Here is a 26767-nt window from a genome sequence, read left to right as displayed (position 1 = left end):
GAGCATGAGCACGGAGAGCCAGTCGCCGGCGGGGGAGCCGGTGCACGTCGCCGACACCCACGACCTGATCCGGGTGCACGGCGCGCGGGTGAACAACCTCAAGGACGTCAGCGTCGAGATCCCCAAGCGTCGACTGACCGTCTTCACCGGGCTGTCCGGTTCGGGCAAGAGCTCGCTGGTGTTCGGCACGATCGCGGCCGAGTCGCAGCGCATGATCAACGAGACCTACAGCGCGTTCGTGCAGGGCTTCATGCCGACCCTGGCCCGCCCGGACGTCGACCTGCTCGACGGCCTCACCACCGCGATCATCGTCGGCCAGGAGCGGATCGGGTCGGACCCGCGCTCCACGGTCGGCACCGCCACCGACGCCAACGCGATGCTGCGCATCCTGTTCAGCCGGCTCGGCGACCCGTCCATCGGATCGCCGCAGGCCTACTCCTTCAACGTGCCCTCCGTGTCGGGCGCCGGCGCGATCACGGTCGAGCGCGGCGGCCGGCAGACCAAGGAGCGCCGCACCTTCAGCGTCACGGGCGGCATGTGCCCGCGCTGCGAGGGTCGTGGCGTCGTCAACGACATCGACCTCACCGCCCTGTACGACGAGGACCTCTCGCTCAACGAGGGTGCGCTCACCGTGCCGGGCTACAGCATGGAGGGCTGGTACGGCCGCATCTACCGCGGCTGCGGCTTCCTCGACCCCGACAAGCCGATCAAGAAGTACACCGAGCGGGAGCTCGACGACTTCCTCCACAAGGAGCCCACGAAGCTCAAGATCGAGGGCGTCAACCTCACGTACGTCGGGCTGATCCCCCAGATCCAGAAGTCCTACCTCTCGAAGGACGTGGAGGCGATGCAGCCCCACGTCCGGGCCTTCGTCGAGCGTGCGGTCACCTTCGCGACCTGCCCCGACTGCGACGGCACCCGGCTGAACGAGGGCGCACGGTCGTCGAAGATCGCCGGCCGCAGCATCGCCGACCTGTGCTCCCTGCAGATCAGCGACCTCGCCACCTGGGTGGCCGAGCTCGACGAGCCGTCGGTCGCGCCGCTCCTGGGCGCGCTGCGGCACTCGCTCGACTCCTTCGTCGACATCGGCCTGGGCTACCTCTCGCTCGACCGGCCGGCCGGCACGCTCTCGGGCGGCGAGGCACAGCGCACCAAGATGATCCGGCACCTCGGCTCCTCGCTCACCGACGTCACCTACGTCTTCGACGAGCCGACCATCGGCCTGCACCCCCACGACATCCAGCGCATGAACGACCTGCTGCTCCAGCTGCGCGACAAGGGCAACACGGTCCTGGTGGTCGAGCACAAGCCCGAGACCATCGCGATCGCCGACCACGTCGTCGACCTCGGCCCAGGGGCCGGCACGGCCGGGGGCGAGATCGTCTTCCAGGGGTCCCTCGACGGACTGAGGGCCAGCGACACCGTCACTGGCCGCCACCTCGACGACCGGGCCTTGCTCAAGCCCTCGGTGCGTACGTCGACCGCCGCGCTCGAGGTGCGCGCGGCGTCGTCGCACAACCTGAAGGACGTCGACGTCGACATCCCGCTCGGCGTGCTGGTGGTGGTGACCGGGGTGGCGGGCTCGGGGAAGAGCTCGCTCGTCCACGGGTCGGTGGCGGGCCGCGACGGGGTCGTGGCGATGGACCAGGCGCCGATCAAGGGGTCCCGGCGCAGCAACCCCGCGACGTACACGGGTCTGCTCGAGCCGATCCGCAAGGCCTTCGCCAAGGCGAACGGGGTGAAGCCCGCGCTCTTCAGCGCGAACTCCGAGGGCGCCTGCCCGAACTGCAACGGGGCGGGCGTCGTCTTCACCGACCTCGGGATGATGGCGGGCGTCGCGGCGCCCTGCGAGGTCTGCGAGGGCAAGCGGTTCCAGGCCGAGGTGCTCGACTACACGTTCGGCGGGCGCGACATCAGCGAGGTGCTCGCGATGCCGGTCTCCGAAGCGGTCGAGTTCTTCGCCGCGGGCGACGCGAGGCTGCCCGCGGCCCACAAGATCCTGGAGCGGCTGGACGACGTCGGCCTCGGCTACGTGAGCCTCGGACAACCGCTGACCACGCTGTCGGGCGGCGAGCGCCAGCGGCTCAAGCTCGCGTCCCACCTGGGGGAGAAGGGCGGGGTCTACGTGCTCGACGAGCCGACCACCGGTCTCCACCTCGCCGACGTCGAGCAGCTGCTCGGCCTGCTCGACCGGCTCGTCGACGGTGGCAAGTCCGTCATCGTGATCGAGCACCACCAGGCGGTGATGGCGCACGCCGACTGGATCATCGACCTCGGTCCGGGGGCCGGCCACGACGGTGGCACGGTCGTCTACGAGGGCACGCCGGCGGACCTCGTCGCGGCGCGGTCGACGCTGACGGGTGAGCACCTCGCGGCGTACGTCGGGGGAAGTGCGTGAACGACTCGGGGGTCCTGCTCGTCCTGGTCGCGGTGGTGGTCGCGGTCGGGGCCCTGGTCGCGGTCGCGGTCCGAAGGAGGGCGCCGTCGTTCCCGGAGCCGCAGGGCCTGCTGCGACCGGGCGCCGTCCGCGGACGGAGGTTCTCGACGGCGGAGCCGCCCGCCACGGTGACGTCGGTGGACGGATCGACGGTCGACGACGCGGTCGCCGCCTTCGCCGACACCGCTGGCTGGGTGCTGACGTCGGAGGGCGCGCGGGCCGACCCGCGCCTCGTCCGTGCCGAGCTGCCCTCGCTCGACCTGATGTCCGCCGGCATGGTGCGGGTGATCGAGCCCGGCGCCGAGGCGGTCGTCGACTTCACGCCGGGCGCCTACACGACGTACGGGCACTCGGGCGATGCTGCCGCCCCGGCCATGGTCATGCTCGACGCGCTCGTCGTCGTCACCGTCGACGGGAGCTCGCGCTGGCTGAAGATCGGGGGCGTCATGGTGCGCACGACGGCCGGGTGGACGCCGAGCACCATGCAGTCCACCGAGCTGCCGCAGCCCGACGACCTCTCGACGCCCCTCGTGAAGATGGCGCCGGCGCAGGCCCAGCGGGTCATGGGCGACACGTCGCTCGGTTGGAAGTCGTTCGCGGCGGCGGGCCGATGAGCATGCACCCGCTCGTCGCCGACCTGCTGCCCGAGGTGGTGGAGGGTGCGCGTCGGTCCTTCGCCTTGCTGGTGGACGACGTGCCGGCGTCGGAGGTGATCGGGTTCGCCCTCTACTCGGACGCCGACGGCGGGACCGTCGTGGCCGCGGCCGGCACGCGCGCGACGTACGACGCCCTGGTCGCGCAGCACCCCGGCGCCGTGGACCACCTCCGGTGGTCGGCGCAGGAGTGGGGCAGGGACTTCATGACCCTGCGCGAGCGCGGCCTGGCCGACCCCCTCGGCCCCCTGCAGCAGCGGCTCGATGCGCTCCAGGACCAGGCTGACGACGGAGAGGGGCTCACGTTCCGCCAGCTCCGGTCCAGCGTGTGGGAGCTGTGCGCGGAGGCGATGACGCAGATCCACACGTCGGGGTGGTTCGACGCCTACCCGCACGCGGTCCGGGTGGTGGAGGTCTCGGACCACGAGCTCGGTGCCGAGCAGCAGGTGGGCTGGATCGAACGCTGCAACCCTCCGGCCGTCGCGGCCGAGTTCGCGGCGTACGTGGGGGCGCGGTGAACGGGCTGGGTCGGAGCCCCCACCACGTCAGCGAGAGCGACGCGTCGCCGCGGCGAAGCGGCTGAGCAGCAGGCGGGTCACGCCGGCCAGGGCGAGCCGCTCGAGGACCGGCACGCGGGGGCGGGCACTGAGCGTCCACGTCACCTCGGTCTCGGCCGCGCCCCGAGCGCGCAGGTCCACGACACCGCGGTAGTCACGGAAGGGCAGGCCGCCGAGCGCCTCGTACGCCAGGCGCCGGCCGGGCTCGAACGCGGTGATCCGCTCCACGACGGTGGGCCCGACCCGTGCCGCGATGCGCCGTACGGCGCCCACGCCGCCCGGGACGGTCGCCGCGCTGTCGTCGACGGTGACCCGGAGCCCGGGAGCCCATCGGGAGATCCCGCGGTGGTCGGCGAGGGCCTCCCACACGTCGGTGACGGGACGCGCGATGACGGTGGTGCTGCTGGTCTGCACGGGTGCTCCTCGGGAGGTCGGGGTCAGGGGGTCCGGGGTCGGGAGAACGACGTGGCCAGCTCGGCCAGCAGGCGCCCGGTCAGGCCGTCGGGCACGTCGTCGGCGGCGACCAGGCGCTCGAGCGCCATCCCGTTGGCGAGCGCCATGATCGCCACGGCGAGGTGCTCGGCCGGGAGGACGAGGTCGGCTCCGGACGCCTCGGCGTGCTCGCGCACGGCGGTGGCGATGGCGTCGCGCATCGCCGTACGGCGCTCGCGGAACCCGTCGGCCGACGGGTCCTCCCGTACGGCGCGCTGCCACAGCTCGACGAAGAGGAGGTGCCAGTCGCGCTCCTCCTCGGTGGCGGCGTCGAGCCGGTCGCCCAGCGCCTGGGCCCTCGACGCCAGGGCGCCGTCCGCCGAGGCCGCCGCGGCGAGGCCGAGCGCGAGGTAGGCGGCGGTGTGGTCCTCGACGAGGGCCGCGACGAGGCCGTCCTTGTTCTCGAAGTTCGAGTAGACGGCGCCCTTCGTGTAGCCGGCAGCCGTGGCGACGTCGTCGACGCTCGCCGCGTCGATGCCGCGTCGGGCGAACACGCGGGTGGCGGCGGAGAGGATGGTGGCCCGCACCTCGTCGCGTCGCGGTCGTCGGGTCGGGAGCTGCCCGGAGGAGGTTGACACGACGGGCACGATACCGGAACGTATCCGATACCAATCGGTATCGAACGGAGCTCCCCGTGACCAGCACCCCGACACAGGTCCAGCAGGCGCGACCCCAGGCGCGCCTCGACGCCCGGCGAGCCGCGCAGTCCGGCACGCGGTGGGGCCTCGGGCACGCGGTTCCCTGGGCCGCCCTGCGGGTGAGCGCCCGTGGCGGCGACCTGCACGCCCGGGCTCTGATGGAGGCCAACCGCGCCGGAGCGATGCCCGTCGAGGTGTTCGACGAGATCCGGGCCGCCGGGCAGCTCTACCGTTCGCGCCTCTCCTACGTCACGGCCCACCTCGACACCGTGAAGGAGGTGCTCGGCAGCCCCGACGTGCGCGCCGGCATCGACCGCGTCGGCGGCGGGGTGCTCGGCCGGCTGGGGGAGTGGGCCCAGGCCTCGGCGCCGATCGGGCCGCTCCAGCCGCCCTCCCTCCTGGCGATCGAGCCCCCCGACCACACGCGGCTGCGCCGACTGGTGACGCGGGTGTTCTCGGCCAAGGCCGTGCGGCAGCTCGAGGAGCGCACCGAGCAGATCGCCGACCGCTTGCTCGACGACCTGGTCGAGGCCTCGGGCCGGGGCGAGGTGGTCGACGTGGTCGAGCTGTACTGCGCGCGGCTGCCGGTCCAGGTCATCTGCGAGATCCTGGGCGTCCCGCTCGAGGAGAGCGACCTCGTCCGGGCGTTCGGCGCCGGCGCCGCCCCCAGCCTCGACATGGGCCTGGGCCTGCCGACCTTCCTCGGGGTCGACCGGTCGCTGCGGCGCTTCGACGAGTGGCTCGACCGGCACGTGGAACGCGTGCGCCGGGAGCCGGGTGACGACCTGCTGAGCCAGCTGGTGGCCGCGCGGGACGACGACGGGACGGCCCTCACGGACGTCGAGCTGAAGAACACCGCCGGCCTCGTCCTCGCGGCCGGGTTCGAGACGACCGTCAACCTGATCGGCAACGGGATCGCGCTGCTGGCCGAGCACCCAGACCAGCGTGCCGCTGCCGTCGCCGACGACCAGATGTGGGCCAACGTCGTGGAGGAGGTGCTCCGCTACGACCCTCCGGTGCTGCTCACGGGACGCACGGTCGAGCGCGACACCACGATCGCCGGCACCCCGGTGCGCGCGGGATCGCTCGTCACCACGCTGCTCGCCGGCGCCAACCGCGACCCCAGTGTGTTCACCGACCCGCACGCCTTCGACGTCACCCGCCCCGAGGCGAAGGAGCACGTCTCGTTCTCGTCGGGGCGGCACTACTGCCTCGGCGCGTCGCTCGCCCGGATGGAGGGACGCGTGGCCCTGCAGCGCCTGCACGAGCGGTTCCTGGACCTGCAGGTGCGGCCCGGTGCTCGTCGGCGCTCGACCCGCATCCTGCGCGGCTACCTGACGCTGCCGGTGGCGCTGGGGGCGTAGGGGAGAGGGCGGGTCGTTCAGCCCAGCCAGGCGGCGTAGAAGATCCCCAGGCCGGCCGCCACGCAGATCCCGGCGACGATCCAGAACCGCATCACCACCGTGACCTCCTCCCACCCCAGGTGCTCGAAGTGGTGGTGGATCGGGGCGATGCGGAAGAGCCGACGCCCCGTGCCGGTGAAGCGCCGGGTCAGCTTGAAGTAGGTCATCTGCAGCAGCACCGACATCGTCTCCAGAACGAACAGCCCGGCGATGACGGCCATGAGCAGCTCGGTGCGCGACATGATCGCCAGGCCGGCCACCGCGCCACCGATGGCGAGGGAGCCGACGTCGCCCATGATGATGCGGGCGGGCTTGGCGTTCCACCACAGGAACCCGACGCACGCGGCGGCGATGGCGGCCGCGAAGACGGCGAGGTCGAGCGGGTCCCGGACCTCGTAGCACCTCGACGCGACCATGTCCGGGCGCGCGGAGCCGCACTGCTGGTTGCTCTGCCAGACGTTGACGATCACGTAGGCCCCGACGATCAACGCGGCTGCGCCGGCCAGCAGGCCGTCGGCACCGTCGGTGAGGTTGGCACCGTTCGACGTCGCGGCGACGATGAACCAGATGAGCAGCAGCACCACGACGAGCGGCAGCTTGACGCCCCAGTCCTGGGTCGTGGACAGGTGCTGCGAGGCGGGCGCGACACCCCGCTCGTCGGCGAAGAACCGGGTGGCGAGGATGCCGAACACGAGGGCCACCACCGTCTGCCCGGCCATCTTCCGGCGGCTGCTGAGCCCCTGGTTGTCCTTCGTGGAGACCTTGATGAAGTCGTCGAGGAACCCGACGGCCCCGCAGCCGAGGAAGAGGAGCATCAGGAGCCAGGCGCTGGCGCTCGGGGTCCTGCCGGTCGCGAGCGTGGCGACGAGGTACGCCGCCACGGCGCTCAGCACGATGGCGATGCCGCCCATGGTGGGGGTGCCGCGCTTGACGTGGTGCGTCGTCGGTCCGTCGTCCCTGATGGGTTGGCCGAACCCGTGCCGGACGAACCACCCGATGGCGACCCGGGTCCCGAAGAGGGAGAGGACCGCCGCCAGTCCGCCGCTCAACAGAAGTGCCCGCACGACCCCGTCCTCCCCCGAGTGCTGGTCGGGTCCCGTCGACCCCGAGGCGGGCCCGAGCCGCCGTGGTCATTGTGGCGCGGCGCCGCGTCCGGTCGTCGGGGGCGCACCGTGGGGGCAGTCGCGAGCTCGCGACCGCAGGGGAGGGGAGCGGGGGATACTTCACCCGTGCCCCAGCTGGAGATCGAGTACACCGCGAACCTGACCGACCTCGACGCCCGGGAGGTGCTCGACGCGGCCGTCGCGGCGCTGGCCGGGCTGGGGGAGTTCGACATGGCGTCCACCAAGGCGAGGATCCGTCGGCTCGACGACTTCTCCGTCGACCACCCCGATTCCGGCGGCGCGTTCGTCGCGGTGTTGCTGGGCGTCCTGCCCGGGCGGTCGACCGAGCTGCACGAGCGGATCTCGAGGACGCTGACCGACGCGGTCGCGGCCGCCGTACCGGCCCGTGGCGGGACCCAGGTGACGACCGAGCTGCGCGAGCTGACGGGCTACACCAAGACCGTTCTCTGAGCCCACCGGCGCCGGTCGGCGGGTCGGCGGGTCGGCGGGTCGGAACAACGTTGCTAGCATCCCGGCCGTGGGTTCTCGGTACGACGTCAACGTCTTCCGCGACACGACGTTGTCGCAGTTCCTCCTGGCCTTCGACGGCGAGGACGTCGTCGGGGCCCCGGTGCCCGCGCCCTGGACCGGCCCGTCCGGTGTCACGATCGCCGAGGTCGACACTGCGGCAGGACGCCACGTGGTCGTGGTGGCCGGCCCCATGAAGTCCCCGTACGGCGTCGACACCCGTCTGGCGAAGCGTCTCGGGACCGAGGCGTTGTTCACGACCGTGTGGGACTCGGTGTCGGTCTACAGCCTGCAGGTCGTGGGCGACGGGACGGACCGGTACGTCGCTGCCGACCCCGAGGACGGTGGCCAGCGCGAGCGGGGCATGCGACTGCCCGAGGAGCCGTCGTGGCCCGACCTGGACGAGGCGTACGTCCAGACGGTCTTCAAGGGCCGCTGCGGTTTCGACCCCGGCGCCACCCAGGACTACCGGGCCACCTGGTTCTCGTTCGGACCGCCGACGGCACCTGCCTGAGGTGCGCGGAGCGAGGACGGAGAGGCCCGAGGCGACCGCGAAACGTCGGTCGGGGTGTGTCACCGGTAGATTGGCTCGGTGCCAGACACCCGCCCTCGCCGCACCTTCGCCGTCATCAGCCACCCTGACGCGGGCAAGTCGACCCTGACGGAGGCGCTCGCGTTGCACGCGCGGGCGATCACGGAGGCGGGCGCTGTCCATGGCAAGGGTGAGCGCCGGGCCACGGTGTCGGACTGGATGGCGATGGAGAAGGCGCGCGGTATCTCGATCACCTCGGCCGCGCTGCAGTTCGTCTACCGCGACCACGTGATCAACCTGGTCGACACCCCCGGGCACAGCGACTTCTCGGAGGACACCTACCGAGTCCTGTCCGCGGTCGACTCGGCCGTGATGCTCGTCGACGCGGGCAAGGGGCTGGAGCCGCAGACCCTCAAGCTCTTCAAGGTCTGCGCGCTACGGGGGATCCCGGTGATCACGGTCATCAACAAGTGGGACCGCCCGGGCCTCTCGGCGCTGGGGCTGATGGACCTGATCGAGCAGAAGATCAAGCTCCGTCCGACTCCTCTGACCTGGCCGGTGGGGGAGGCCGGCGACTTCCGCGGCGTGCTGGACCGTCGGACGGGCGAGTTCGTGAAGTACACGCGGATGGCCGGCGGGGCCACCCGGGCGCCGGAGAAGCGGATGGCGTCCGGCGAGGTCGACGAGGACGATGCGCAGGTGTGGTCGGCCGCGGTCGAGGAGCACGAGCTGCTGGCCCTGGACGACGCCGACCACGATCAGGAGCTCTTCCTCGCCGGGACGACGACGCCCGTCATGTTCGCATCGGCCCTGCAGAACTTCGGAGTCGCCCAGCTCCTCGACCTGCTGCTCGACATCGCGCCCGCGCCCCGCGAGACGCCCGGTGTCGACGGCTCGGTCCGGGAGGTCGACGACGAGTTCAGTGCCTTCGTGTTCAAGGTGCAGTCCGGGATGAACGCCAACCATCGCGACCGCCTCGCCTATGCACGCGTGGTCTCGGGCACGTTCGAGCGCGGGATGATCGTCACCCACGCCGACACCGGTCGGCCCTTCGCGACCAAGTTCGCCCAGGCCGTCTTCGGTCGCGAGACGACCTCGGTCGAGACCGCTGAGGCCGGCGACATCATCGGCCTGGTCAACGCCAACGCCCTCCGCGTCGGGGACACCGTCTACGTCGGCGACTCGATCGAGTACCCGCCCGTCCCGTCGTTCGCCCCCGAGCACTTCGTGACGGCCAGCGCTGGTGACATCGGTCGCTACAAGCAGTTCCGCAAGGGCATCGAGCAGCTCGACCAGGAGGGCGTGGTGCAGGTGCTGCGCTCCGACCTGCGTGGCGACCAGAACCCCGTGCTCGCGGCGGTCGGCCCGATGCAGTTCGAGGTGGTCGAGGACCGGATGACCAACGAGTTCAACTCCCCGATCCGCTTCTCCAGGCTCGACTACACGGTCGCCCGGCGCACCGACGCGGCCGGCGCCGAGGCGTTGAAGGGCATCAGGGGCGTCGAGGTCCTGGCACGCAGCGACGGCACGCGACTGGCGCTCTTCGTCGACGAGTGGCGAGCCAAGACGACGACCCGTGACCATCCCGACGTGCTCCTCGAAGCACTGCCTGCTGGCGGGAACTGACTCTCAGCGCGCCACTCGGCCACACTGCCCGGCTCGACGGGGCGTACCGGGCGAGCGGATGCTCGTGGCGCACCGCACAGTTGGACCAGTCCACGAGGACCGTCGCCATCGGGTTGCCACCGCTTCGACGAACGGCCTGTCGGCCACTCACGACATTGTCGTCGTCACCGAAACCCTGCCCGCCCGTCGTGAGGTCACGTTCTCCGGATGGTGCCCGCGTTCATGGATCCAGCGGCGTTTGCGGATTGCTGCTGACCGAACTCATCGCAGGCGAGGATGATCAGAAGAGAATAACGAGAACCGAGTACAGGCGCTCTGTTCTTGCGAAAATCGAAAGCGATCATCATGAGGTGGCAAAACACACCTCTGCTTGCGCGTCTGTTCTTCTCTCACTGGGGGGCTGGTGACGGTACATACCGTTGCCGTCCTTACGGGCGTCGTCGCGGAAGTGGGGCGCGTGGCCATCGCCTCGGGCGTGGAGGTATTCGACACCCAGGCTGACCCCGATCCGGTTTTCATAGTCTTCTTCGCTGGCTTCGTTCTCGCTGTGGGTTTGAGCGTTCTCCCGTTGCAGCAGTTGCTCGTGAATAAACGGAATGCAGTCGCACTGCACATGACGACCGTTCCCGCCGGGTTGCTGCAAGGATGGGTGATCGCTCAACCAGCGACGCTTGACCCGTGGTTGGAGAGTCCATCGGTCTCAATGGATCTGTTTGTATTGGTGAGTCTGCCTGCCGTGTGTCTCATCCTTCCCGCTCAATGCGGACTCCTCATCTGGGCTCTCCGGCCGCGGCGCTCGCGAGAAGGGTGACCCGACGCACCGCTCCGCACGCGAACGTCTCCGCGCCAGGGGAATGCCTTCACGGCCCGTTCGGGAATGGGCTCTGTCTGGAGTGGCGGACGGCTGCGCCGACCTGACGGTTTATGTCAACTGAACAATAATTGACTAGTTGGCCACTGCAGGAGACGATCGTCTCGCCCCCCGCCTCGACAGCGGAATGTGGGGGATTCCCTGGTAGTCGTCTTTCCGCGCTGACCACTCGGACCGGCTCACATGTAGTGCCCATAATGCCTGTGCGAGGCCGTTATGCAGATCGACCGGCACGCTCGAGATCCCATATCTGGCGTGAGCCCGCCGTTACCCGTAGCGCGACCCCACCAGCCGGAGCGGTCCCCGCCGGCTTGGGGACGGCGCGACACTGGTGTCATGCCGCCGGAGCCGAAGACCTGCCGTTCCTGCGGACGCAGGATCGAGTGGCGCAAGAAGTGGGAGCGGGACTGGGAGCAGGTGCAGTACTGCTCCACCGCGTGCCGCCGCCGTGGCGTCGCCGAGGTCGATGTGCGGCTCGAGGCGGTGCTGCTCGAGCGCATCTCCCGGGGGCGCACGGCGGCCGATCCCGCTGACGTCGCGCTCGCCGTGGCCGACGGCGATGCAGCAGCGGCCGGAAAGCTCGCCGAGCCCGCCCGTCGCGCCGCACGACGGTTGGTCGCTCGAGGCGAAGCCGAGATCGTGCAGCGCGGGAAGGTCGTCGACCCGTCGATGGTGAAGGGTGCGTTCGAGGTGCGGCGCCGGCGATGACCGTTCAGTAGTCCGACGGGCCAAGATCCCGCATCCGCCAGGGCGACGGCGACACCTCGCATCTCGCCGATAACCTAGATTGCGTCAGTTGAGGGAAGTCCAGGAAGGTCTGACACCTCTGCGAGCAGCCCCTCGGACCTAGTCCTGCTCAACCCGACTCGACTCGGAATCACGAACGCCCGCCAAGCGAGCTGGCCGACGCCTGGGTCAAGGCCGAACCCTGGCGCGAGACCGACGACGTCGCCGCTCGCGTCCACCAGCTCGTCGGTGAGGGGCGGCAACTGGACTGGCCCGGTCTCGCCAGACGATTCGCCCACCACGTCGACGACGGACTCACCTCGGCAGAGGCGATGCGCTGCGCCGCCCGCTCCTTCATTGACGAGCACGCCGCCGCTCCCGGCCCACCATCGAAGGGTCCTCTGCAGGAGGCGACGACGCCCTACGGCAGGCGGGAATCGTCGAGGAGAAGCACGCGGCACGACACCTCGGCGGCCACAGCGGCGAGCGACGTCTCGCTAGGCACCGTCCCGACAGAGCGCCGCCCAGACCGCCAGGCTTACGCCCCCGCCCTGGTTGCGACCGCACGGACGAGGCTGACACGGTTAACGCGATCGGTGAGCTGAGCCAGACCCGACAGCTTGTGCCTTATGAGGAAGACAGCGAGCACTGCCCCAAGGATGCCTCCCGCATGTTCAGTTGTCACTGGACGTAGGGGCAGTGGTGGGTAGGTCGAGGTGCACGGTGGTTCCGACACCGATCTCGCTTGTGATCGAGATTCTTCCGTACTGGCGCTCCATGAGCTGACGCACGCTGTTGAGGCCGATGCCGTGTCCGCCGTCGGCCCGCGCAAGGCGCCCTCGCTCGCCTGGCTCGAAGATGGTGTCTATGTCGTCGGGGTGGATCCCTCGACCGTGGTCGGTGACGGCGATCCTGACCCACGGACCGAGCAGGGTGGTCTCAATAGTGACGTCATCGTCGGAGTACTTCAGTGCGTTGCCGATGACGTTCGACAGGCTTCGCTCCACGGCATCCCGGTTGGCGTACGCCACATCGGTCTCGGGCGCGATGCGCAGTTGCAGCCGATCGGCCGCGCCGGACTCCAACGTCGTGCGCACGGTGCTCGCCACTACCTGCGCCAGGCGCAGCCGCTCCGGACAATCTACTTGGCCGAGCTGGCCGCTCCCGGCGGCACGAGCAGCGTCGAGGTGTCGCTCCATCATGAGCTCCAAGCGTTTGAGCACCCGGGTCGCGTTCACTAGCAACCCCTTGAGGTAAGAGTCCGCCAACGCGGCATGCACGCCCTCGCCGGAGGTCTCTTGGCTCCCCAGATCATCACCGGGCCTCGCATCGATGTGCTCCACCGCAAGGTCGACGTAGCCGAGGGCTGCCGTCAATGGCGCCCGCAGGTCGTGCGTAAATGCCGCGTACTGCTGCTCTCTGTCGAGCTCCAGCAACCGTTGCGCGGTCACGTCTCGTGTGACCTTTACGTAGCCCGCTAGCTCGCCGTCGGGCTCGCGGAGCGAGCTGATAGTGACGTCAGCCCAGAACAACGTCCCGTCGCGACGCACCCGCCACCCCACCGCATGGGCCACACCATCCGACTGAGCCCGTTCTAAGAGGCGCCGCGGCAACCCGGCTCTCTCATCGGCTTCGGTATAGAAGCGGGTGAACGAGGTCCCGACGATCTCATCGGCTCGGAACCGCTTGACCCGCTCTGCCCCCACGTTCCACGACAGCACGGTGCCTTCCACGTCGAGGGTGATGACCGCGTAGTCTCGGATTTGCGCCAACAACGCGTGGACGTCGCGCAGGACCCAAGAGCTGCCAACCAACTCTTGGTCCGGCCGTTGCTCGGCTTCGGCGTCGCTGCAGCCAGCACGACCCGTTCTCGGGTCGCGAGGCGCATTCGGTTTGGTCGTACTCACGAGTTGGTCTCCTCGGTGACAGGCCACGAACGCATCGGCAGCCGCCATCGGCGACCCAAACCGCCGCGTGCGCCGAAGCCCGAGAACCGACCAGAATTTAATTACCCACTGGCATACAGATCAGCCCTACGCATCAGCCCTCGTGTGGCCTGAACCGCGGCTCCCTTGGCGCGGTCGTACCCAGAGCCCCCGTGTCGGTGGGCGCAGCGGTTGACTTGGCGTTGACCTTCGAAGGCACGGGGCCCACCGGTGTCCGCGGGAGGCGGACGCCGGTGGGCCGGAGGGGGTGCTTAGCGCCGGACGGGCACCGAGAGCGACGATCCGCTCGGCATGATCGTCGGGTGGGACGGGTCGGTCCACACCCGCAGGCGGTGCCAGCCGGTGGGCATCGCCGGGAGGGTCACCCGGGCGAAGCCGTTGCGGACCCAGACCTGGAACCGCACGCCGCCGTACACGACCTGCACGCTGCCCGTGTAGGGCGCACCGCTGGAGTTGCCGACTTGGATGCCGAGCGTGCCCGTGCGACCGGTCGGGACCGGCTGCGGCCAGGCCGAGACGATCACCGTGGAGCGCGCCCGGTTGACGGTCACGACCACGCCGCTGGAGGCGGCCGCGGTGGTGGCGTCACCGGCGTAGCGCAGCCCGACGCGATAGGTGTTCGGCGCGAACGTGCGCGGGATCCGGACCGTGGCCCGCCCGTCGCGCAGCTCGCCCGAGCCGATGACCCGACCGCCCCACACCGCCTCGACGACGCCGGTGGCGGTGCCCTCCGAGGTGAGCGTGACCGGCACTAGGGTGTCCTGGCCGAAGAACCCGGTCGCCGTGCCCGGGGACGTCAGAGTCGAGGCCGCGGGACCCGCCCCCTCGACGGCGACCTGTGCCTCGGCGACGTTGCCGGCGACGTCGGTGACGCGTCCGGTGGCGGTGACCCCCTGGCGCCCGAGCGCCACGGGGCCGGTCCAGGGGGTCCACTCACCGTCGTCGAGGCGGTACTCGAGGAGCTGGACGCCGGAGTCGGTGTCCGCTCCCTCGACGACGAGCCGGCGCTGGTCGTCGACCCGCACCGTCACCGTGGGCAGGGCCGTGTCGACCTGGACCGTGGTCGATCCGGAGGCGAGCACGACGTCGCCGTCGATCCAGCGGTGGTCGACCGTGTAGCTGCCCGCCGCGAGCGCGACCGGGGTCGTGTAGGGCGTCCACTCGCCGCCGTCGATGGCGTACTCGAGCCCGGCGGTGTCGCTGCCCGGGTCGCCCTGCGGGGTCAGGGTCAGGGCGGCGCCGGCGCCGTACCAGCCCTCGTCGCCCGCGTCGCTGACCTCGGCGACGACCGAGAGCCCGGTGGCGGGCTCGGCCGCGCAGACGCTCAGCAGGCGCTCGTCGGTCTCGCTCCCGCCCATCTGGCCGGGGGCGGTCGAGAGCACGTGGCAGCCGGCCGGGACGGACCCGACGACCGCGAAGCCGTCCGCGGCTTGCACCGTGCGCGGGGATCCGTCGACGTACACCGTCACCGGCCCCGACGCGGACGTCGGCACGCTGACGGTCGCCGCGGTGTTGCCGGGCACGGAGACCGCGAGCCGCAGCGCACCTTCCTCGCCGGAGCGGTCAAAGCCCACGCCGACGCTGCCGCGCACCGTGGGCGTGGCGATCGTCGCCCACTCCAGGTCACCCGGCTGCGGGCGCACCGCGAAGGTGCGGTAGCCCGGCGTCAGCGGCTCGATGCCGAACAGCCCGGCCGGCACGCTGAACGCCGGCGACGCCGCCCACGGGTGGGAGTAGGTCAGGTTTCCCTTGAGCGACGGGTCCCAGGCCTCGGCCGTGGCGCCGGCCCCGAGCGCGATCATGTTCATCCAGCTGCGGGTGCCCGTGCCGGTGAGCAGGTCGAGCGCCGACTGGCCCTCGCCCCCGTCGTAGAGGCCGGGGATCAGGAACCCGGCGCAGTAGACGCTGCACGCCATGCCCTGCGAGGCGACGTGGGCGGCGACCGCGGGGCGCTGCTCGTCCGCCGGGACGCCGAACGCCAGCGAGAAGGCGCTCGCGTGCAGCGCCGAGTGGCCCGTGCGGTTGTACGACGCGTCCATGCCGTCGTCGTAGCTGCCGGTGGCCGGGTCGTAGAGCCTCTCGTTCATCGCGGCCCGGAGCCGGTCGGCCGTCGCCGTGTAGGTGGCGGCGTCCTCCGTCTCGCCGAGCGCCTCGGCCAAGGCAGCCATGTCGCGGTAGGAGCGGTACGACAGTGCGTTCAGCACCGTGTTGAAGTGGCGGAACTGGTAGCCGTCGCGCTCGCTGGCCGGCCAGTCGACGATGTCGCAGTCGGTCTGGCTGTTGCAGCCGTTGGCGCGGAAGTTCTTGCCGACCAAACCGGTGGCCGGGTCGATCCACTCATCGGGCAGCTTCAGCGCGAGGTTGTCGTAGTAGGCCGCCGCCTGGGTGAGGTCGCCAGTCTGACGCCACGCGTCGTGCACGGCCAGCACCACGTAGAGCGGCCACTCGGTGGGCCACGTCCGGTTGTCGCGGAAGTAGTCCATGGAGTAGCGACCCAGCGAGAGGTCGTCCATCAGGTAGAGGGTCGACATCAGCTGCAGGTAGGCGTCGGCCTCGTAGTTGGTGCGCTCCCGGGTCCATGAGTCGGTGTAGAAGTTCATGTTCGTCGACTCGATCGTGTTCTTCGACAGCGCGTAGACCTGGTTGAGGTTGTCGCTCGAGGACGCGAACCGCGAGGCCTCGGCGTCGAAGGGGTAGACGAGGGCGAGGGCCTGCAGGTTCTCGGCCGTGATCGCCTCGGGGGCGCCGATGATCTCGACGTAGCGGAAGACGCGCGCGCCCCAGGTCTCGACCGTCTGCTCGCCGTCTCGCAGGGTCACGACGTCCTGGTAGGTGTTGCCGGTGTTCAGCTGGTAGCGGACCGTGTCGGCCGAGGACGTGACCTCGCCGAAGCGCAGGTCGACGCGCTGGCCGGCGACGCCCTCGGTCAGGTCGAGGCGCACCCCGCCGATCCAGGTGCGGCCGAAGTCGACGAAGTAGTGACCGGGCGCCTTCTCCACGACGCGGGCCGGAGCGCGGAGCTGCTCCTCGACCTTGTCCATCGGGGCGGCGCGCAGTTCGCCGAGCGCCGGGCGGGCGACGGCCGCCGGCCAGGCGGACGCGTCGTACCCCGGCTCGTCCCAGCCCTCGGGGTAGGCCCGCAGATCGAGGTTCTCCTTGGGCGCGTTGAAGTAGCTCGTGCCGATGCTGCCCGCGGTGGGCCAGACGTCGGAGGCCACCCGCGCCCGCCAGATGCCGGGGTCGGTGCCCAGCACGGTGCGCGTGCCGTCGGTGAAGGCGACGACCAGCTCGGACTGGAACTGCTGGCCGCTCGTCGTGAACGCGACCGCCCCGACGACGTTCTCGCCGGCGCGGACGAGCTCGGTGACGTCGAAGCCGTCGTAGCGCGACTCGCGGCCCATGGGCTGCGTCGGGCCGAGACCGACGAAGGTGCCGTTGAGGTAGAGCTTGTGCACGTACTGCTTCGCCGGACGGGGGTCGCTCGCCGTGGCCGTCAGGGTCGCCCAGGCGACCTCCTTGTCCGGCACGTCGACCGCGCCCCGCAGCAGCGCCCAGTCGGCGGTCAGACCGGTCTGCAGGCAGACCCCGGAGTTCGGGACGGTCAGGTTGCCGCCGGCGACGGTGCCGCAGGCGAAGGTGCGGTCGCCGTCGGCGAACGTGGTGTCGAGCAGCGTGGCGCCGTCGGCGGCGGTGACCTTCACCGATTCGTACGTCGCGGACTCGGTGCGCCCGTGCCGCACGCCGATCCCGCCGCGCGTGTCCTGGGGAGCGACCGTGATAGTGCGCTCGTCGACGAGCACGCCGTCGATCGAGGTGCGCACGACCGGGCCCGCCACCTGGACGGAGAGGTCGGCCGACCGACCGGCGGCGAGGGTGCCCGCCGGGAGGGCGACCGCGGGCAGCGCGGTGTAGGTGCCGCGCACCTGCGTGTGGGGCACCAGGCGGTTGTCGGCCCGGAACTGCCACATGAGGCCGTTTGAGGAGTCGGTCGCCCGGAAGGTGAGGCCGGTGGCCACCTGGTCGATGCGGACGCGCGCCTCGATCGTGTAGTCGCGCCAGGTCTCCACCGGGGAGGGCGCCCAGACCGGGACGGAGCTCGACCACGAGGTGCCCGGACCGGTGCCGAACGAGGCGGCCGCCGACCACTCCGAGGCGGTGCCCTGGCCGTCGTACGTGCGCACGGCCCACCAGTAGCGCTGCGAGGGCGCGAGGCCGGGGCCGCCGTACGCGATGCCGGTCTGCTCCGTCGAGGCCACCCGACCGCTCGCCCAGACGTCGCCGCTCCCGCCGGCCGCGGAGGCCGCCGAGGAGGCGACGACGACCTCGTACGCCGTCTGCCGCGGCGTGGAGACGTGCCACCCGAAGGCGGGCGTGACGTCGAGGTCGACCGGGCCGGGCAGGCCGTTGACGCTCAGCCCGGAGGGCGCGGTCGACGCGCTCTCCGGCGCGGACACCGCACCGAGGACGGCGCCGGCCGGGCTCGACGACGCCGAGGCGACCGGTGTGACGCCGAACGAACCGGCGAGCACGAGGAGCGCAACGGCGGACGCCGAACGCCATCCGGCATGGGCGGGACGGATGGGGCTGCGCGGGAGCGCGACGGTGGGTGGGGGCACCACATCTCCTATTAAAACGATTTAAACCGAGGGTCATTCGGAGCGTATGACCTTCGTCACCTGGGCGTCAACAGACGTCACCGCCTTGTGGAAGCAGCTCTGACTCTCGCCGAAACGACACGCCGGCCGCGCACCGGTGCGTTCAGATAGTTTGTCCACTGCCGCTTCTCAGGGAGGCCAGTGGCGTGTCGTCGGCACCCGAACGCCGCGGCTCAGATCGGCTCCACGTGGGCGCCGTAGCCGGCCGCAGCCTGCCACCGAACCACCCCAATAATGCCCGTCTCGAAGGCGCCGATAACCGACATTATGTCACTCTGGAGGGAGTCGACCTGTTCAAGGACGCGCTGCGTCGAGCCCCAGCAGGTTGGGTACGTTCCCCCGACTAGCGTTCAACCCACTCCGCTGGATCACCAGCAACTGCTACGCCAAAGGATGGCGGCGCCCGTCGGATGGGGCGGCCACGATGCGCAGCAAGGCCTCGCCCGGCGGTCAAAGTTCGGAAGCCCGACCATCGCGGCTTCGCCTTCACCATCACGTCAAACCACCAGCGTCCCGTCGAACGCGTTGTTAAAGTCCCACAAAGCAATCTGCCGCCCGATGGAAGGCCTCTCATGCTTCGACGACAACTGGCCCGAGTCTCATCCGTGATAGCGGTGGCAGCACTGGCAGCGACCACAGTCACCCCCGCCCACGCAGCAACGCCCCTGCCCTCGGGGGTCTACTCCGATCCAGTAGCCGATGTTCGAGCCAACGAGTTCGACACTGCGGGCCCCGGGTTCACCCCACCTCCACTACCCGACAGCCGCGCCCTCCCCGGCAGCGTCGACATTCTCAGCATTGAGGTGGCTCGCACCGAGGCCGTCACCTACGTCCGCGTCAACATCACCGACCTCTTCGGGTACAGCAAGGCGACCGACCGCCGTGCCTACCAGACCGTCGAGATCCAGGCTGGACCGCATGTGGGGTGGCTGTTGTGGGGCCAACGACCTGGTGCACCCGTCGCCGGGGCGACCTGCAACCCCTTCCCCAGCGGCCCTTCTTACTCGCTACCCGTCACTTGGTCGACGACGCAGGAGTACATCCTCTTCCGTTTCGACAACCGCTGCGAGGTCGACGACCAGAACGTCCTCACCGGCGTTCAGGTCGACACGACCTGGCTCGCCCAGAAGCTCGTCAACAACAGGCCCTCCACCGACGTCAGGCGCCAGTTTTACGACGGAGCCCGAGCCGCCGCTCCGCAGTGACGCGACGAGGACCTAACGAGAGCACGCACGGCGCCTTGTCTGGTTGTCGCTCCCCCAGAGCAAGGACAGTGGCGCGTCAAGCCAGCGACCTCGGGGAGGAGTGAGCTGTACCCAGAGGGCCCCACGGCACGCCGGCGAACGCCGGAACTCGTCAAGCACAACGTCGTGACGGGGACCGGTGGCAGCAACTAGACGGAACTCGGGGTCCACGTGATGGCAAACGCACGACTCATCGATGGACACGATGGGGCGGCACCTGAGGTGCCGCACACACTACGGGCACGCCTGTCCCCACCACCCCCGGCTGCCACCAGTGACCCCCGCCACCGGCAGCCAGCGGGGTCGATGCGTGGCTCGAGTCTCAGCAGCCCAGGTCCGCGCGCATGCGTCGACGGCATCTCACTGGGAGGGGACTTGCTAGCGGCTAGAGGCCGCGCGCTGGGCCGCTATCGCGACCTTTGGCGGGCGGCGACCGGAACGGCGATCGATCCTGCGTCTTCGTCCGCTCCTTCTTTACTACCTGCCCGGCCACCGTACTGGAGGGCACCGTCGTCGCAACGGCCCAACGACGCTCGACGTCTGGACGAAGGTGTGACGCGGCCTCGCTGGCCGCGGCTGCCTCACCGTGGCGTTGCCCGCCTACGCCATCGACGAGCAGACGGCGGTCCGGGTCGACGGCGCCGAGGTCGACGTGGTCTCCGAGGGACGGTGGACGTCGTTCACTCCGTAGGCCGACAGCCGGCCGCCGGCGAGATGGCGCTGGGTCCTCGACGGAGCCGCGTGCTCACCCGGGACCGAGGAGGAGGGGCTCACCCGCCCATGATCGCCGAGCCGAGCGCTTCTCCCCCGCCGCCGGTGGTCCGCTTCGGGGCGAGCGCCTCGTCGTACACCTCGGCGGTGTCACGGGCCATCCGGGTGGCGGTGAAGAGCTCCTCGTGGCGCCGCTTCCCCGCCGTCGCCATCCGCCGGCGGAGCGCCGGGTCCCCGAGGAGGCCGTCGATCGCCCCGGCGAGCGCCGTGGGGTCCTGCGGTGCCACGAGCCGACCGGTGACGCCGTCGTCGACCGCTTCGGAGGTGCCGATGACGCGGGTCCCGACGACGGGGAGCGACGCGTCCATGGCCTCGAGGACCGCGAGGGGCATGCCCTCGTGGCGCGACGGGAGCACGAACACGTCCGCGGCGGCCAGCAGGTCGCGGGCGTCGGTGCGGTGGCCGGGGAACCGTACGGCGTGGGCCACTCCGAGGGTCCGGGCGCGCTCCTCGAGCACCTCGCGCAGGTGCCCCTCGCCGACCACCACGACCACGAGGTCGGGGAAGCGCTCGAGGAGCATGGGGACCGCCTCGACCAGGTAGCGGTGGCCCTTCATCACGGTGAGCCGGCCGACGGTCATCACGACGGGCTGCTCCGGACGGAGGCCGAGCTCGCGCCGGGCAGCGTCCCGGCCGAGCGAGCCGGTGTGCGGGTGGACGCCGTTCGGCACGGTCACCATCCGGTGCGCGGCCACGCCCATGTGCTCGTAGGTGGCGCGCTGCCAGTGCGAGACCGTGATGATGCGGTCGACCGGCTCGAGCGCGGTCAGGGCGCTCGCCCGCTTGTGGTGGTTGCGGATCAGCCACGGCAGGTGGAGCGTCTGCACGATCGCCGGCACCCGGACCGACCCGGCGGCGGCCCGGGCGGCGTCCCAGTTCTCGCGGCCGGTGCCCACGTGCAGGTGGAAGACGTCGCTGGGGTGGCGGTCGAGGTCCTCGGCGATGCGGGCGGCGAAGCGTGCGTCGCGGGGGTGCGGGATGCGGGCCAGGCGCACGCCGCGCTCCCCCGCCGGCGCGAACAACCGCTCGGCCTTGGCGTTCGGCCAGTACATCAGGGTCACGCGTCGGCCCTCGCGCACGTACGCGTCGGCCAGGCAGAGCATGTGCGCCCCCATCCCGGACGGGTCGGCCGACGGCGTGTAGAGGTGGACCGACGGCAGGTCGCCGGGCGGGCCGCGCCGGCCCGGGGTCGCCTCGAGGGGGCTCCTGACCTCGTGGGGGGCGATCGCCGTCGCGGGTGTCGCGCGGTAGTCAGACATCGTCGTCAAGAGAGCCTCCGGAACGTGCTGACAGTGTGTGGCGCACCGTACGCGTGCGACACGGTCCCAGCACATCGCCGCCGTACCGACCGGCGGTCGCCCACCGCAGCTCCGCTCAGGTCACGGAGCATCCCTCTCCGCCAGCCGCCGGAAGGTGGCGAGCTGGCGGCGCGCCATCACCAGGTCGCCCACGGACACGACCGGCGCGACCAGGCGGCCGCGCGCCATGACGATCTTCATCAGCAGCCGGGTGCCGTCGGGAGCCGGCACGAGCACGTACGACATCACCGCCCCGGCGATGCGTCCGGTGAGCTGCTCCCCCGGCGCCACGGAGAGGATGCGGCCCACCGGCCGGCCCGCGGTGGCCGTGAAGCGTTCCCCCACCACCGGCTCCGGCAGGCCCCGCAGTTCCTGCGGCGACCGGCGCCCGAGGTTGTCCACCCAGTCGTAGGAGTACGGCGCCAGCCGGATCTGCGCCACCCAGGGCCAGACCCTCTCCGGCATCGTCGCCACGGTGACACCGCGCCATGCCTCGAGCACCGGGGAGCTCACGAGGTCGTCGCAGGGATACCGGCGGGCGACCTCGGCGTCGCTGACGCCCCAGCGGTCGCCGATCACGCGGGGTTCCCGGACGAGATCCTCCGCAGCTCGTCCGCCAGGTGCCCGAGCACCGACACGTGCCCGTCCCCCGGGTGCACCACCGCAGTCGCCCCCGGCACCCGGGCGGCGAGCGCCGTCGCGTGGCCGGCCGGCACCACCCGGTCGTCCTGCCCGTGCACCAGGCGGGTGGGCCCGTCGTACGCGTCGAGGGCGACGCCCCAGGGCCGCACGAAGGCCAGGTCGTCGTCGACCTCGCCGTCCGGACCGTGCTGGTGGGCGGCCTGCGCGTCGGCGCCGAGGGCGCCCCACTCCCCCTCGAGCGCCGCGTGGTCGCGGTCGTTGAAGCTGCGCGGGTCGAAGTCGCCGGCGTGACCGCCGCGCGCGACCGGTCCCTCCACGGCCGCCTGCAGGCCCGACGGGTCGACCATGCCCGCGAACCAGTCGGGCGTGCCGTCGTACGGCGCGATGCCGCCGAAGGTCAGGACGGCGCGGACGCGTCGCGGCACCGCCGCGGCGACCGCGAGGGCGTGCGGTCCCCCGCCGGAGTAGCCGACGACGAGCACGTCCTGCAGGTCCAGCCGCTCGAGCACCCCCACCGCGTCCTCGGCCCCGTCCGCCACCGTGCGCCCCTCCCGACGGGGTGCTCCCCCGAACCCGGGGCGCGCCACGGTGAGCACGTCACGTCGTACGGCGGCCGCCGCCGCGACCACCGGGGCCAGGAGCGCGCCGGTGTGCGGCGTGCCGCCGCACCAGAGGACGACCCACGACAGCTCGCTCGGCGGCGCGGTGGCGTGGACGAGCGTGCCGGACGACTCGTGCTCGAGGATGCGCATCCCGCCATGCTCGCGGAAGTGCCACGATGCCGCCATGCCCCTGTGGTCGGAGCACACCCGCGTCGAGACCGAGCGCCTCGTCCTGCGGCCGCGCGCCGCCGAGGACGCCGACGTCGTACGACGCCTGTGGGCCGAGCGCGACCCGTGGGTGCCGGCCCACCGCCGGTTCGACGCGGAGGGACGCCCGACGGTGGCGGACCTGGCGGCGCGGATCGCTCGGGAGAGGGACGACCCGACGGCGGGCCTCATGACGGTGCAGCGACGAGAGGCCGGCGACGTCATCGGCTACTGCGGGCTGCTCCTCCCCGGCGAGGGTGGTTCCGACGAGCCCGAGCTGGCCTTCGAGCTGCTCCGCGAGGTGCACGGCCGCGGCTACGCCACCGAGGCCGCGTCGGCGGTCGTCGAGCTCGCCACCGCGGCCGGCCACCACCGGCTCCGGGCGACGGTCCGGGACTGGAACGTCGCCTCACGTTGGGTGCTCGAGAAGCTCGGCTTCCGCGAGACCGGTGACGTCGAGGTCGATGCCGTCCACGGCGACAGCCTGCTGACGGTGAGATCGGCGCCGACTTCTTCGTCGTAGCCGGACCGCGGAGAGCGCGGCGGTGCGATCGTGGACCGCACCGGGGTCGCCCGATCCCTGCCGACGCCCCGCTCCGCGCCGCCCGTCCGCGAGAGGTCACCCGCATGGCCGAGCAGTTCCGGCACCACCCGGGTCCCGGGGACGCACCACCCGCGGCGTTCGACGAGCCGACCCGAGCGGTCCGGGGGCGCTGGGTCACCGTCTTCTCCCTGGCCTGGCTGGGCCTGTGGATGGGGCAGCTCGCCCCGCTCCAGCTGCTGCTCCCCGCGCAGGTCGACGAGCAGCTGCCGACCGACGACTGGCTGCGCACGCTCGTGTACTTCGGGGTGGTGTCGGGCATCGCGGGGCTGGTCGCGGTGGTCGTCTACCCGGTCGCGGGCGCGCTGAGCGACCGCACCCGGTCGCGGTACGGCCGGCGCCGTCCGTGGGTGGCCGCCGGCGTCGGCCTCCTCGGCGTCGGCCTGGTGCTGCTCGGCGCCCAGTCGACGCTGCTGGGCATCGTCGCCTGCTGGACCGTGGCGCTCTCCGGCTTCTGCGTCGCCTCGGCGGCGCTGTCGGCCGTCATGAGCGACCACGTCCCCGAGGGCCAGCGCGGGTACGTGTCCGGCTGGATCTCGGCCCCGAACGCGATCGGCATCCTGCTGGGCCTGGTGCTCGTCACCGCGGTCTTCACCGGTCAGCTGGCCGGGTACGTCGCGATCGCGGTGCTGCTCGCCCTGCTCGCCGTGCCGTTCCTCGCCACCCACCCGGAGCCGGTGCTCACCCGCGCCCAGGCGGCGGGCCTGCCGCCGCTGACGGCCCGCACCGTCGCCGGCTCGCTGTGGATCGACCCCCGGCAGCACCCGGACTTCGGCTGGACCCTGCTCAGCCGCGTGCTCATCAACCTCGGGAACGCGATCGGCACGACGATGCTGCTCTACTTCTTCACCTACGGCCTCGCCCTCGACGACCCCGAGGGCTTCCTCGTGCGCTCGAGCCTGATCTACATGGTGATGACCGTGCTCTCCGCCGTCGTGCTGGGTCGGCTCAGCGACCGCGTCGGGCGACGCCGGGTCTTCGTGCTCCTCTCCGGAGCAGCCCAGGCGCTGGCGGCGTTGCTGCTGGCCGGCTGGCCCTCGGCGGGGATGGCGGTCGTGGGGAGCGTCGTGCTCGGGCTGGGCCAGGGCTGCTTCTTCGCCGTCGACCAGGCGCTCGCCACGCAGGTGCTGCCGGCCGCGGCCTCCCGCGGCAAGGACATGGGCATCATGAACGTCGCGATGGCGCTGCCCCAGGCGATGGGGCCGTTGATCGGCGCGGGGCTCGTGGTGCTCACCGGCGGCTTCGCCGGGCTGTTCGTCGCGAGCGGTGTCGCCGGCCTGCTCGGCTCGGTCGTCATCTACCGGGTGCGGTCGGTGCGCTGAGGCTCCGGCGTCCTGGTTTGAGCAGGGGCCTCCCGGCGCACGCTCGTGGGCGTGACGCTCGCGCACCGCGCGCGAGGGACGGGGGAAAGAGGCCACCATGCAGACCGAAGTGCTCTACCGACCGGCGTACCCGGCCGCCAAGCTCACGCTCGCCGCGGGCGAGTCCGTGCGCGCCGAGTCCGGTGCGATGCTCGCCATGTCGGGCGTCGACATCACGACCTCCGCCCAGGGCGGCGTGATGAAGGGGCTGCGCCGCGCGGTGCTCGGTGGCGAGTCCTTCTTCATGAACACGTTCACCGCCCAGACCGACGGCGCCGAGCTTTACGTCGCGCCGTCGCTGCCGGGCGACGTCGTCTCGTGGTCGATCAACGGCCCGCTCTACGTGCAGTCCGGCTCGTTCCTCGCCTCGTCCGCCGACGTGGAGGTCGACACGCAGTGGGGCGGCGGGAAGTCGTTCTTCTCCACCGACGGGCTGTTCCTCCTGCGCATCGACGGCGCCGGCGAGCTGGTGCTGTCGGCGTACGGCGCGCTCCACGCGATCGACCTGCAGCCGGGCCAGACCTACACGGTCGACACGGGCCACGCGGTGGCGTGGACCGAGGGCGTCTCCTACGAGCTGCGCCGGGCCGGCAACTGGAAGTCGACGCTCTTCTCCGGGGAGGGCATGGTCTGCGACTTCACCGGTCCCGGACGGATCTACCTCCAGACCCGCAGCGAGGAGGCGTTCCTCGGCTGGCTGATCCCGAAGCTGCCGAAGCCCGACGCCGGCCGCGGCTGAGCGTCAGCCGTTCGTCGCGCCCCGGCCGTGGGGCGCGACGACGGCACGCCCGCTGAGCTCGCCGGCCTCGAGGGCGCGGTAGGCGTCGAGCGCGTCGTCGAGCGCGTAGACCTCGATGTCGGGGGTGATCTGGCCGGCGCGGTAGAGGTCGACGACCTCGTGCAGCTCCTCGATCGTGCCCCAGTAGGTGCTGGTCAGCTCGACCTCGTAGGGCACCTTGTAGAAGTTCCACTCGACGGTGCCGTTGGCGATGCCGACGACGGTCACCCGTCCACGCAGGGCGACGGTCGCGAGCGCCAGCTCGATGGTGGGAGCGGCGCCGACGAAGTCGAAGACGGCGTCCACTCCCCGGCCTCCCGTGAGCTCCCGGATGCGCGCGGCCTGGTCGTCTCCGCCGCCCACGGTCACGGCACCGGACGCCTCGGCGCGGCGCATCGCGTCGGGCTTCGTGTCGGTGGTGATCACGGTCGCGCCGGTCAGCGCCGTCAGGATCTGCACGGCGATCTGCCCGAGACCGCCGAGGCCGATCACCAGCGCCGTCCTGCCGCCGCCGGCGAGCGTCGGCAGGGCGAGCTTGATCGCGTGGTACGGCGTGAGGCCCGCGTCGGAGAGCGGCGCCGCGGCGACCGGGTCGGCGTCGCCGAGCGGCACCAGGTTGCGGGCGGGCACGGAGACGTACTCCGCCATGCCGCCGTCGCGACCGAGACCGGCCCCGAGGTGGGGCACCGACGCCGCGTTCTCGCAGTACGTGTCCTGCCCGCGCGAGCAGGCGCGGCAGCGCCCGCAGCCCATCGGCCCGTAGACCAGGAACGCCTGGCCCACCTCGATGCCCGTCACGCCGTCGCCGAACGCCTCGGCCCAGCCCGAGTTCTCGTGGCCGAGCACGAACGACGGCTTCAGCTGGGACGGTCCGAACGACTCGTCGAAGTCGCGGAAGACGGCGACGTCGGAGTGGCAGGCGCCGGCCCCCGCGACCTTGAGCAGGACCTCCCCGGGGCCGGGGACGGGCTTCGCCACGTCCTTCAGCGTCGGGGTCGTCTTGTACTGGTCGAACACCACGGCCTTCATCGTCGGATCCCTCTCGTCGTACTGCTCTCACGACGCGGGCGCCGCTCGATGGTCGCCTCCCACGCTA

Annotated in this window: 22 protein-coding genes; 12 read left to right on the top strand and 10 right to left on the bottom strand. The window is 71.4% G+C overall.

Translation table 11 applies throughout. From position 1 onward, the window contains the following. Positions 1-4: 4 nt before the first annotated feature. The 3 genes from K329_RS0110925 to K329_RS30840 are packed head-to-tail and all read left to right on the top strand — an operon-like array spanning position 5 to position 3608. The gene (locus tag K329_RS0110925) at positions 5-2398 is read left to right on the top strand and encodes an ATP-binding cassette domain-containing protein (protein WP_028473063.1); all 2394 of its coding nucleotides are present in this window, start codon (positions 5-7) and stop codon (positions 2396-2398) included. Continuing rightward, positions 2395-3051, top strand: a complete 657-nt coding sequence (locus tag K329_RS30845; RefSeq protein WP_028473062.1) for a hypothetical protein — start codon at positions 2395-2397, stop codon at positions 3049-3051. The genes K329_RS0110925 and K329_RS30845 overlap by 4 nt, the downstream gene beginning before the upstream one ends. Beyond that, on the top strand, positions 3048-3608 hold the full coding sequence (locus K329_RS30840) for a DUF4303 domain-containing protein (RefSeq protein WP_028473061.1): 561 nt from the start codon (positions 3048-3050) through the stop codon (positions 3606-3608). The genes K329_RS30845 and K329_RS30840 overlap by 4 nt, the downstream gene beginning before the upstream one ends. A 27-nt stretch (positions 3609-3635) precedes the next feature. Here the strand turns inward: K329_RS30840 and K329_RS31250 are convergent, their stop codons facing one another. Together K329_RS31250 and K329_RS0110905 are read right to left on the bottom strand one after the other, a co-directional pair. After that, entirely contained in the window at positions 3636-4061 is a 426-nt protein-coding gene (locus K329_RS31250; protein WP_028473060.1) for an SRPBCC family protein, read from the bottom strand. Between the two features lie 23 nt (positions 4062-4084). Beyond that, positions 4085-4717 carry a TetR/AcrR family transcriptional regulator gene (locus K329_RS0110905; RefSeq protein WP_028473059.1) on the bottom strand — a complete coding sequence of 211 codons (633 nt, stop codon included), beginning with the start codon at positions 4715-4717 and terminating at the stop codon, positions 4085-4087. Between the two features lie 56 nt (positions 4718-4773). Here K329_RS0110905 and K329_RS0110900 point away from each other — a divergent pair, with 56 nt between their 5' ends. Then, on the top strand, positions 4774-6141 hold the full coding sequence (locus tag K329_RS0110900) for a cytochrome P450 (RefSeq protein ID WP_028473058.1): 1368 nt from the start codon (positions 4774-4776) through the stop codon (positions 6139-6141). Between the two features lie 17 nt (positions 6142-6158). Here K329_RS0110900 and mraY read toward each other — a convergent pair whose 3' ends face one another. Beyond that, positions 6159-7244 carry a phospho-N-acetylmuramoyl-pentapeptide-transferase gene (gene mraY / locus K329_RS0110895; protein WP_028473057.1) on the bottom strand — a complete coding sequence of 362 codons (1086 nt, stop codon included), beginning with the start codon at positions 7242-7244 and terminating at the stop codon, positions 6159-6161. A gap of 165 nt (positions 7245-7409) precedes the next feature. On the opposite strand from mraY, the gene K329_RS0110890 reads away from it, so the two are divergent. From K329_RS0110890 to K329_RS0110880, 3 genes are all read left to right on the top strand, one after another. Beyond that, entirely contained in the window at positions 7410-7754 is a 345-nt protein-coding gene (locus K329_RS0110890; RefSeq protein ID WP_028473056.1) for a tautomerase family protein, read from the top strand. A 67-nt stretch (positions 7755-7821) separates the two neighbouring features. Further along, positions 7822-8325, top strand: coding sequence for a hypothetical protein (locus tag K329_RS0110885; RefSeq protein ID WP_028473055.1), 504 nt, complete (start codon positions 7822-7824; stop codon positions 8323-8325). A 78-nt stretch (positions 8326-8403) separates the two neighbouring features. Further along, on the top strand, positions 8404-9969 hold the full coding sequence (locus K329_RS0110880) for a peptide chain release factor 3 (RefSeq protein ID WP_028473054.1): 1566 nt from the start codon (positions 8404-8406) through the stop codon (positions 9967-9969). 343 nt (positions 9970-10312) lie between these two features. Here the strand turns inward: K329_RS0110880 and K329_RS30830 are convergent, their stop codons facing one another. Continuing rightward, a complete protein-coding gene (locus tag K329_RS30830) occupies positions 10313-10630 on the bottom strand; it encodes a hypothetical protein (RefSeq protein ID WP_157571679.1) in 318 nt (105 codons plus the stop codon). 546 nt (positions 10631-11176) lie between these two features. Between K329_RS30830 and K329_RS0110875 the strand changes: the two genes are divergently transcribed. After that, a complete protein-coding gene (locus tag K329_RS0110875; RefSeq protein ID WP_028473053.1) occupies positions 11177-11548 on the top strand; it encodes a DUF2256 domain-containing protein in 372 nt (123 codons plus the stop codon). A gap of 692 nt (positions 11549-12240) precedes the next feature. On the opposite strand, the gene K329_RS0110870 is transcribed toward K329_RS0110875, so the two are convergent. Continuing rightward, positions 12241-13473 (bottom strand): PAS domain-containing sensor histidine kinase, encoded by a 1233-nt coding sequence (locus K329_RS0110870; RefSeq protein WP_169721587.1) that lies wholly within the window; start codon positions 13471-13473, stop codon positions 12241-12243. A gap of 290 nt (positions 13474-13763) precedes the next feature. Further along, the gene (locus K329_RS26190) at positions 13764-18128 is read right to left on the bottom strand and encodes a family 78 glycoside hydrolase catalytic domain (RefSeq protein WP_211225829.1); all 4365 of its coding nucleotides are present in this window, start codon (positions 18126-18128) and stop codon (positions 13764-13766) included. An 842-nt stretch (positions 18129-18970) separates the two neighbouring features. On the opposite strand from K329_RS26190, the gene K329_RS0110855 reads away from it, so the two are divergent. Further along, complete coding sequence (locus tag K329_RS0110855; RefSeq protein WP_028473051.1) at positions 18971-19372, top strand: hypothetical protein; 402 nt, start codon at positions 18971-18973, stop codon at positions 19370-19372. A gap of 809 nt (positions 19373-20181) precedes the next feature. Here K329_RS0110855 and K329_RS29530 read toward each other — a convergent pair. The 3 genes from K329_RS29530 to K329_RS0110835 form a co-directional block, all read right to left on the bottom strand. Next, a complete protein-coding gene (locus K329_RS29530; protein WP_052336740.1) occupies positions 20182-21441 on the bottom strand; it encodes a glycosyltransferase family 4 protein in 1260 nt (419 codons plus the stop codon). Positions 21442-21561: 120 nt separating this feature from the next. Next, positions 21562-22059: a hypothetical protein gene (locus K329_RS0110840; protein ID WP_028473050.1), complete on the bottom strand. Its 498-nt coding sequence runs from the start codon at positions 22057-22059 to the stop codon at positions 21562-21564. After that, on the bottom strand, positions 22056-22874 hold the full coding sequence (locus K329_RS0110835) for an alpha/beta fold hydrolase (RefSeq protein ID WP_028473049.1): 819 nt from the start codon (positions 22872-22874) through the stop codon (positions 22056-22058). The genes K329_RS0110840 and K329_RS0110835 overlap by 4 nt, the downstream gene beginning before the upstream one ends. Positions 22875-22908: 34 nt before the next feature. Here K329_RS0110835 and K329_RS0110830 point away from each other — a divergent pair, with 34 nt between their 5' ends. The 3 genes from K329_RS0110830 (at position 22909) to K329_RS0110820 (ending at position 25632) form a co-directional block, all read left to right on the top strand. Then, entirely contained in the window at positions 22909-23454 is a 546-nt protein-coding gene (locus K329_RS0110830; protein WP_028473048.1) for a GNAT family N-acetyltransferase, read from the top strand. Between the two features lie 104 nt (positions 23455-23558). Then, the gene (locus K329_RS26180; RefSeq protein ID WP_052336738.1) at positions 23559-24854 is read left to right on the top strand and encodes an MFS transporter; all 1296 of its coding nucleotides are present in this window, start codon (positions 23559-23561) and stop codon (positions 24852-24854) included. 97 nt (positions 24855-24951) lie between these two features. Further along, positions 24952-25632 carry a TIGR00266 family protein gene (locus K329_RS0110820; protein WP_028473047.1) on the top strand — a complete coding sequence of 227 codons (681 nt, stop codon included), beginning with the start codon at positions 24952-24954 and terminating at the stop codon, positions 25630-25632. Positions 25633-25635: 3 nt separating this feature from the next. Here the strand turns inward: K329_RS0110820 and K329_RS0110815 are convergent, their stop codons facing one another. Next, positions 25636-26700 carry an NAD(P)-dependent alcohol dehydrogenase gene (locus K329_RS0110815; protein ID WP_028473046.1) on the bottom strand — a complete coding sequence of 355 codons (1065 nt, stop codon included), beginning with the start codon at positions 26698-26700 and terminating at the stop codon, positions 25636-25638. Positions 26701-26767 lie beyond the last annotated feature (67 nt).

It is taken from the genome of Nocardioides alkalitolerans DSM 16699, from assembly GCF_000426525.1.
Classification (GTDB): Bacteria; Actinomycetota; Actinomycetes; order Propionibacteriales; family Nocardioidaceae; genus Nocardioides; species Nocardioides alkalitolerans.
Note: the sequence above shows the minus strand (reverse complement) of the source record. Positions and strands in the feature narration are given on the sequence as shown.

Excerpts from the sequence above, each read along its gene's own strand:
- K329_RS0110830 (WP_028473048.1), top strand. The coding sequence starts at position 22,909 with ATGCCCCTGTGGTCGGAGCACACCCGCGTCGAGACCGAGCGCCTCGTC.
- K329_RS0110815 (WP_028473046.1), bottom strand. The coding sequence starts at position 26,700 with ATGAAGGCCGTGGTGTTCGACCAGTACAAGACGACCCCGACGCTGAAG.
- K329_RS0110925 (WP_028473063.1), top strand. The coding sequence starts at position 5 with ATGAGCACGGAGAGCCAGTCGCCGGCGGGGGAGCCGGTGCACGTCGCC.
- K329_RS0110835 (WP_028473049.1), bottom strand. The coding sequence starts at position 22,874 with ATGCGCATCCTCGAGCACGAGTCGTCCGGCACGCTCGTCCACGCCACC.
- K329_RS29530 (WP_052336740.1), bottom strand. The coding sequence starts at position 21,441 with ATGTCTGACTACCGCGCGACACCCGCGACGGCGATCGCCCCCCACGAG.
- K329_RS0110820 (WP_028473047.1), top strand. The coding sequence starts at position 24,952 with ATGCAGACCGAAGTGCTCTACCGACCGGCGTACCCGGCCGCCAAGCTC.
- K329_RS30840 (WP_028473061.1), top strand. The coding sequence starts at position 3,048 with ATGAGCATGCACCCGCTCGTCGCCGACCTGCTGCCCGAGGTGGTGGAG.
- K329_RS26180 (WP_052336738.1), top strand. The coding sequence starts at position 23,559 with ATGGCCGAGCAGTTCCGGCACCACCCGGGTCCCGGGGACGCACCACCC.
- K329_RS0110875 (WP_028473053.1), top strand. The coding sequence starts at position 11,177 with ATGCCGCCGGAGCCGAAGACCTGCCGTTCCTGCGGACGCAGGATCGAG.